This is a genomic window from Rhodococcus gannanensis, assembly GCF_042681175.1.
Lineage (GTDB): Bacteria > Actinomycetota > Actinomycetes > Mycobacteriales > Mycobacteriaceae > Rhodococcus_G > Rhodococcus_G gannanensis.
In genome coordinates this window covers 378,867-385,566 of sequence record NZ_JBHUFB010000009.1, presented here as the reverse complement: position 1 = coordinate 385,566, position 6,700 = coordinate 378,867, and the positions used below count along the sequence as shown (strand labels likewise).

7 protein-coding genes are annotated in these 6,700 nt (G+C 68.1%); 3 read left to right on the top strand and 4 right to left on the bottom strand.

Features of this window, described 5'->3' with window-relative positions; genetic code table 11:
- Positions 1 to 58 precede the first annotated feature (58 nt).
- Positions 59 to 1,645, bottom strand: coding sequence for an alkyl hydroperoxide reductase subunit F (gene ahpF / locus ACFSJG_RS08580; RefSeq protein ID WP_378484782.1), 1,587 nt, complete (start codon positions 1,643 to 1,645; stop codon positions 59 to 61).
- Positions 1,646 to 1,791: 146 nt separating this feature from the next.
- Positions 1,792 to 2,355: an alkyl hydroperoxide reductase subunit C gene (gene ahpC, locus ACFSJG_RS08575; RefSeq protein ID WP_378484781.1), complete on the bottom strand. Its 564-nt coding sequence runs from the start codon at positions 2,353 to 2,355 to the stop codon at positions 1,792 to 1,794.
- Between the two features lie 308 nt (positions 2,356 to 2,663).
- Between ahpC and ACFSJG_RS08570 the strand changes: the two genes are divergently transcribed.
- A complete protein-coding gene (locus tag ACFSJG_RS08570; protein WP_378484780.1) occupies positions 2,664 to 4,217 on the top strand; it encodes a succinic semialdehyde dehydrogenase in 1,554 nt (517 codons plus the stop codon).
- Positions 4,218 to 4,237: 20 nt separating this feature from the next.
- Complete coding sequence (locus tag ACFSJG_RS08565) at positions 4,238 to 4,687, top strand: SRPBCC family protein (protein ID WP_378484779.1); 450 nt, start codon at positions 4,238 to 4,240, stop codon at positions 4,685 to 4,687.
- A gap of 6 nt (positions 4,688 to 4,693) precedes the next feature.
- On the opposite strand, the gene ACFSJG_RS08560 is transcribed toward ACFSJG_RS08565, so the two are convergent.
- Entirely contained in the window at positions 4,694 to 4,978 is a 285-nt protein-coding gene (locus ACFSJG_RS08560) for a hypothetical protein (RefSeq protein ID WP_378484778.1), read from the bottom strand.
- 160 nt (positions 4,979 to 5,138) lie between these two features.
- Here ACFSJG_RS08560 and ACFSJG_RS08555 point away from each other — a divergent pair, with 160 nt between their 5' ends.
- A complete protein-coding gene (locus ACFSJG_RS08555; RefSeq protein WP_378484777.1) occupies positions 5,139 to 5,858 on the top strand; it encodes a dienelactone hydrolase family protein in 720 nt (239 codons plus the stop codon).
- On the opposite strand, the gene ACFSJG_RS08550 is transcribed toward ACFSJG_RS08555, so the two are convergent.
- A complete protein-coding gene (locus ACFSJG_RS08550) occupies positions 5,855 to 6,685 on the bottom strand; it encodes an oxidoreductase (RefSeq protein WP_378484776.1) in 831 nt (276 codons plus the stop codon). The genes ACFSJG_RS08555 and ACFSJG_RS08550 overlap by 4 nt on opposite strands.
- Between the last annotated feature and the right edge of the window lie 15 nt (positions 6,686 to 6,700).

The following is a 6,700-nucleotide window of genomic DNA, read 5'->3' as shown; positions in this document are numbered from 1 at the left end:
TGGCGTTCGTGCGATCTACGCGCACGAACGCCACCTTCAGCCGAACAGGAGGTGTGGGTCAGGCGGTGGCCATCTCCGCCTCTGCCGGGGTGCTGGTGCGGATCAGGTGGTCGAACGCGCCGAGAGCGGCGGTCGCACCGGAGCCGGCGGCCACGATGATCTGCTTGTACGGCGCGGTGGTGCAGTCGCCCGCGGCGAACACGCCGGGCACCGAGGTGCGGCCGTGCTCGTCGACGACGATCTCGCCGCGCGGGCTGAGTTCGACTGTGCCCTCGAGCCATTCGGTGTTCGGAAGCAGGCCGATCTGCACGAACACGCCGTCCAGGTCGACGGTGTGCGCGGAGTCGTCGGTGCGGTCCGTGTACGCCAGACCGGTGACCTTTGTGCCGTCACCGAGCACCTCGGTGGAGAGGGTGCTGAGCAGGATGTCGACGTTCGGCAGGCTGCGGAGCTTGCGCTGCAGGACGTCGTCGGCGCGCAGCTGCGAGTCGAACTCGACCAGCGTCACGTGCTCGACGATGCCGGCGAGGTCGATCGCGGCCTCGACACCGGAGTTGCCGCCACCGATCACGGCGACCCGCTTGCCCTTGAACAGCGGTCCGTCGCAGTGCGGGCAGTAGGTGACGCCCTTGTTCCGGTACTCGTTCTCGCCGGGGACGTTCATCGCGCGCCAGCGTGCACCGGTGGACAGGATCACGCTGCGGGAGAGCAGCCGGGCGCCGCTGGCGAGCTCCACCTCGACCAGGCCGCCCTCTACCTCGGCCGCGGTCAGCTTCGCAGCGTTCTGGGTGTTCATGATGTCGACCTCGTACTGGCGCACGTGGTTCTCGAGCTCGGCCGCGAACTTCGGGCCCTCGGTGTACGGGACGGACGCGAAGTTCTCGATGCCCATGGTGTCGAGCACCTGGCCGCCGAAGCGCTCGGAGACGACGCCGGTGCGAATTCCCTTGCGGGCGGCGTAGATCGCCGCGGTCGCGCCTGCGGGGCCGCCGCCGACGACGAGCACGTCGAAGGGGTCCTTCTCGGAGATCGCGGTGGCGGTGCGCTCGGCGGCGCCGGTGTCGAGCTTGCCGACGATCTGCTCGAGGTTCATCCGGCCGGAGCCGAACGGCTCACCGTTGAGGAAGACGGTCGGCACGGCCATCACCTGACGGCTGTCGACCTCGTCCTGGAAGAGGGAGCCCTCGATGGCGATGTGCTTGATCCGCGGGTTGACGACGGCCATCACGTTCAGCGCCTGCACGACGTCGGGGCAGTTCTGGCAGGACAGCGAGAAGTAGGTCTCGAAGTAGAAATCGCCCTCGAGGTCGCGTGCCTGCGCGAGGAGGTCCGCGGCTTCCTTCGAGGGGTGGCCGCCGACCTGCAGCAGGGCGAGGACGAGGGAGGTGAACTCGTGGCCGAGCGGGATGCCGGCGAACTGGACCTCGACGTCGGTGCCGACGCGGCGGATCGCGAAGGACGGACGGCGGGGGTCGTCACCGGTGCGGGCGTGCGTGACCTGGTCGGACAGGCCGGCGATCTGGTCGAGGAGCCCGGCGAGTTCGGTGGACTTGGCGCTGTCGTCGAGGCTGGACACCAGCTCGATCGGCTGGGTCACCTTCTCGAGCAGGGACTTCAGTTGGTTGGCGAGGCCGGCTTCGAGCATGAGGATCAACTCCGTGGGGGTGTGGCGCGGGTGGGAAAAGGCAGATGCTCAGGTCGAGCCGGGACGCGGATTCGCCTACGGCGGTCCTACCCGGTGGCACGGGACGTCGTTGTCCCGTGCCACCGATTCGGACGTGATGCGGCGAATCAGATCTTGCCGACGAGCTCCAGCGACGGGGCCAGGGTCTCTTCGCCCTCTTCCCACTTGGCCGGGCAGACCTCACCCGGGTGGTTGCGGACGTACTGCGCGGCCTTGACCTTGCGGAGGAGTTCGGCGGCGTTGCGGCCGATGCCCTCGGCGGTGACCTCGGTGAACTGGACGACACCGTCGGGGTCGACGAGGAAGGTGCCGCGGTCGGCGAGGCCCTGGTCCTCGCGGAGAACCTCGAAGTCGGTGCTGATCTGCAGGGTCGGGTCGCCGATCATCGCGTACTTGATCTTGTTGATCGTGTCGGACGAGCCGTGCCACGCCTTGTGCGTGAAGTGCGTGTCGGTCGAGACGGAGAAGACCTCGACGCCCAGGCGCTGCAGCTCCTCGTAGTGGTCGGCGAGGTCACCGAGCTCGGTGGGGCAGACGAACGTGAAGTCGGCCGGGTAGAAGAAGAAGATCGCCCACTTGCCCTTGATGTCCTCGTCGGAGACGGTGACGAAGGCACCGTTCTGGAACGCCTCTGCGGAGAACGGCTTGATCTGCTTGTTGATCAGCGACATGAAGAGCCTCACTCGAATCGGGGTGTTGTCGTGTGTGTGATTCGAAGCTAACGAGGCCTGATTGATTGCGCCAATCGATAGTTTTTAGAATTTCGATAGTGGAACGCTATAAGCACTGCATCGTGTTCTGGAATGACCCCAAAAAGAGCGAAACTGTGACCGATCACATACCGGCCCCCTGCGCAGGTTTCTGTCCCCACCGTCCACCCACACCTGTGCGCGCTTTTGGTAGTGGGGACTACCAGAACCGCGCACAGGCGAATAGGTTGTGTGTAACCGGTAGAACTACCAACCAGTAGGGGTATGAAATGCCAGCTCCGTCCGCCGCGACCTTCGACAGGCTCGGGAAGCTCGTCGCCATTCCCGACGCCGCGAGCCGCCCGACCCGACCCGTTGTCGAGGCGTTCACCGGCCGCGAACTGGCGACGATTCCGGTCGGGACCGCGCAGGACGCCGTCGACGCGATCGCGCGGGCACGGATCGCGCAGCGCGACTGGGCGGCGCGGACGCCCCTCGAGCGCGCCGAGATCTTCCACCGCTACCGCGACCTGGTCCTCGCCAACCGCGACGCACTGCTCGACATGGCGCAGGCTGAGACCGGCAAGGCGCGGGTGTCCGCGCTGGAGGAAGTCCTCGACATCGCGATGACGTCCCGCTTCTACGCCCGGCTCGCTCCGAAGGCGCTGCGCTCGAAGCGGGTGCAGGGCATGCTCCCGGGTCTGACGAAGACCGTCGTCCACCATCACGCCAAGGGTGTCGTCGGCGTCATCTCGCCGTGGAACTACCCGATGACGCTCGCGGTCTCCGACGCCATCGCCGCCCTGCTCGCCGGCAATGCCGTCGTCCTCAAGCCCGACAGTCAGACCCCGTACTGTGCGCTCGCGTGCGTTGACCTGCTGTACCAGGCGGGCCTCCCGAAGGACCTGTTCGCCGTCGTTCCCGGACCCGGTTCGGTGGTCGGCACCGCCATCGTCGAGCACTCCGACTACCTGATGTTCACCGGTTCCACCGCCACCGGGCAGTTGCTCGCCGAGCAGGCCGGTCGCCGGCTGATCGGGTTCTCCGCCGAGCTCGGCGGCAAGAATCCGATGATCGTGACGAAGGGCGCGAACCTGCGCGAGGTCGCCGATGCCGCCGTCCGCGCGTGCTTCTCCAACTCAGGCCAGCTGTGCATCTCCATCGAGCGGATCTACGTCGAGCAGCCGGTGGCGGCGGACTTCACGCGGATCTTCGGCGAGCGGGTGAAGAACATCAATCTCGCGGCCGGCTACGAGTTCGGGGTCGAGATGGGCTCGCTGGTGTCGGAATCCCAGGTCAAGACCGTGTCCGGGCACGTCGAGGACGCCGTCGCCAAGGGTGCGACCGTCGTCGCGGGCGGAAAGGCGCGCCCCGACCTCGGCCCGCTGTTTCACGAGCCGACCGTCCTGACCGGCGTAACCGACGACATGGAGTGCGCCCGCAACGAGACGTTCGGTCCGCTGGTGTCGATCTACCCCGTCGCCGACGTCGACGAGGCCGTCGCCAAGGCCAACGACACCGAGTACGGGCTCAACGCCAGCGTGTGGGCGGGAAGCAAGGCCGAGGGCGAGGCCATCGCCGCTCGTGTCCGTGCCGGAACCGTCAACGTCGACGAAGGGTACGCCCCGGCGTGGGGCAGCACCGCCGCGCCGATGGGCGGCATGGGCGTCTCCGGTGTCGGGCGCAGGCACGGCCTCGACGGACTCCTCAAGTACACCGAGTCGCAGACCGTCGCCACCACTCGCGTCCTCAACCTCGGTGGGCCCCGCGGTCTCCCGCCGAAGATCTGGTCGAAGGTGCTGGCCCCGTTCATCGCGGTCATGAAATACCTGCCCGGCCGCTGACCGCATGAGACGGTGGTGACATGGACGTCGCGAACATCGAGGTCGACGCACCGCCGTCGCGGGTGTGGGATCTGGTCACCGACATCGCCGGCTACCACCGGTTCAGTCCCGAGAACACGGCAGGGCACTGGACCGGTGGTGAGCCCGTCACCGTCGGCGCCACCTTCACGGGCGGCAACCGGCACGGCGCGATCCGCTGGACGACGCACTGCACCGTCGTCGACGTCGTTCCCGGGGAACGCTTCTCGTTCGAGTCGGACGAGCCGAAGGCCCGCTGGACGTACGAGGTGCAGCCGACGGACTCCGGTTCCCGGATCACCGAGACACGCGAGATCTACGGCACGCCGGCCTGGTACGTGCGCCTGATCCAGCGGTCGCGGCTCATCGGCAGCAACCGGGACGCCCTCATGCAGCAGGGCATGCACGACACCCTCACCGCCATGAAGCGGTACCTGGAGAAGGGCGCCTGACCTCCGTCAGTGCCCGAACTGGACCGCCAGTCCCGCGCCATCGAGCTTCTTGACCCGCCGGTGCTCGGCGACCACCAGACTGGCACCCAGTACCAAGCAGGTGGCGCAGACGGCTGCGCCGATCCACGCCCAGCCGGCGAAACCGTAGCCGGCGCCGGTGAGGGTCAGCCCGAGCGCGGCCATGCCGAGGGCGACCAGGATCAGTCCGGGCCAGTTGCGGGAGTCCTCGATCGACTCACCCGGGTGTTCGCGGGTGGTGTGGGCGAGGTCGCGGGGATCGTCGTTGCTCACTGGGTCCTCCTGCGGGTCGAGTCGCTGTCGGTCCGAGCCTTCGTTGTGTCCCGTCGAAAGGGTGCCGTCGACGCTACACCCGAACCACGCCACGTTCTCGTCGAACGACGGCGATGTGCGACTGTGTTCCGGCAGTGACCGGACCGAGGAAGGAGACCGTGTGAACGGGGTGGACACCGAAACCGTCGTCGTGGGTGAGTTGACGGCACACCTGGCCAGGCCGGTGGACTGGACCGTCGGCAACGGCGCGATGCTGGTGCTGCCGATGATCACCGGCATCGATTCCCAGGTGCGTGGCTTCGCCGCGGACATCGCCGCAGCCGGGATGACGGCACTGGTGTGGGATCCGTGGCACGGTCCGACCGCCGACGACACCCCGAGGCCGCGACTGTTCGAACTGATGGCCGGGCTCGACGACGACGCCTGCCTCGCGGAGATGGACGCGCTCCTGGCATATCTCCGCGACGAACTCGGGTTCGAGCGGATCGGTGTCGTGGGCTACTGCCTCGGCGGCCGCTTCGCGCTCCTGCTCGGTGCCCGGTATCCGCTGCTGCGCAACGTGATCGCCTACCACCCGTCGATCTGGGAACCGGCCGCCGCGAACCACACCCGGGACGCCGTCACGGAGGCCGCGACCATCGGCGCGCCGGTGATGGTGCTGCACGCCGGGAACGACGACATCCTGTCGGCGCATACCCTCGGCGCGCTGCGCGGGGCCCTGGAGGCGAGGGAGTCCGGGGCGACGATCGTGCACGTCTACCCCGGCGCCGAGCACGGCTTCAGTTCACCTGTCCGGCACGGAAACCCGGTGAACAAGGCTGCCTCCGCCCTGTCGTGGCCGCAGGCGCTGGCGTTCGCCGCCTCGACACTCGCGCCCTAGCTCCGAACGCCGACGGCACGTTTCACGATCGCGTCGAACGCGCGGTCGGGCAGCAACCACTTCAGGGCGATCAGGGGTTTGGCGCCGAATCCCATGGCGTATCGGGTCCGCGGTCGGCGGGCGTCGACGGCCTTGGCGATGGCGTCGGCGACGACCTGCGGTGACGAGTTGCGGCTGCGGTTCGACTCCGAGGACAGCATGTCCGCGACCGCTCGGGCCTGGGCGGAGTAGGCGCCGTCGCCGGAGCGTTCGCGGAGGTGGTCGGCCGCGATGCCACCCCATTCGGTCGCGATGGCTCCGGGTTCGATCACGACCACGTCGATCCCGAACGGCGCGGTTTCGAGGCGCAGGCAGTCGCTGAGGCCCTCCAGGGCGAATTTCGTTCCGTGATACCAGCCGCCCATCGGGGTGTGGATCTTGCCGCCCATCGACGTGATGTTGACGATGGTGCCGCTGCGCTGCCGTCGCATGTGCGGGAGGACGAGTTGTGCCAGCCGCGCTGCGCCGAACACGTTGACCTCGAACTGGTAGCGGGCCTCGTCGAGCGGTACGTCCTCGACGGCGCCGTACGAGCCGTAGCCGGCGTTGTTGACCAGGACGTCGATGCGGCCCGCCTCCTCGACGATCTTCTCGACGCCCCCGCGCGCGGAGGCGTCGTCGGTGACGTCCATGGCGAGCGGCCGGATGCCGTCGTCGGTCAGCTTCTCCAGGCGGTCCGTGCGGCGGGCAGCGGCGTACACGGTGTGGCCGCGGGCGGCGAGCGTGCGGGCGGTGGCCTCGCCGATGCCGGAGGAGCCTCCTGTGACGAGAACGATCTTGGTGGTCATGTCGACTCCGAACGG

Bases quoted from the DNA above. Each gene is read 5' to 3' on its own strand.
- ACFSJG_RS08570 (WP_378484780.1), top strand. From the start codon at position 2,664: ATGCCAGCTCCGTCCGCCGCGACCTTCGACAGGCTCGGGAAGCTCGTC.
- ACFSJG_RS08565 (WP_378484779.1), top strand. From the start codon at position 4,238: ATGGACGTCGCGAACATCGAGGTCGACGCACCGCCGTCGCGGGTGTGG.
- ahpC (WP_378484781.1), bottom strand. From the start codon at position 2,355: ATGTCGCTGATCAACAAGCAGATCAAGCCGTTCTCCGCAGAGGCGTTC.
- ahpF (WP_378484782.1), bottom strand. From the start codon at position 1,645: ATGCTCGAAGCCGGCCTCGCCAACCAACTGAAGTCCCTGCTCGAGAAG.
- ACFSJG_RS08550 (WP_378484776.1), bottom strand. From the start codon at position 6,685: ATGACCACCAAGATCGTTCTCGTCACAGGAGGCTCCTCCGGCATCGGC.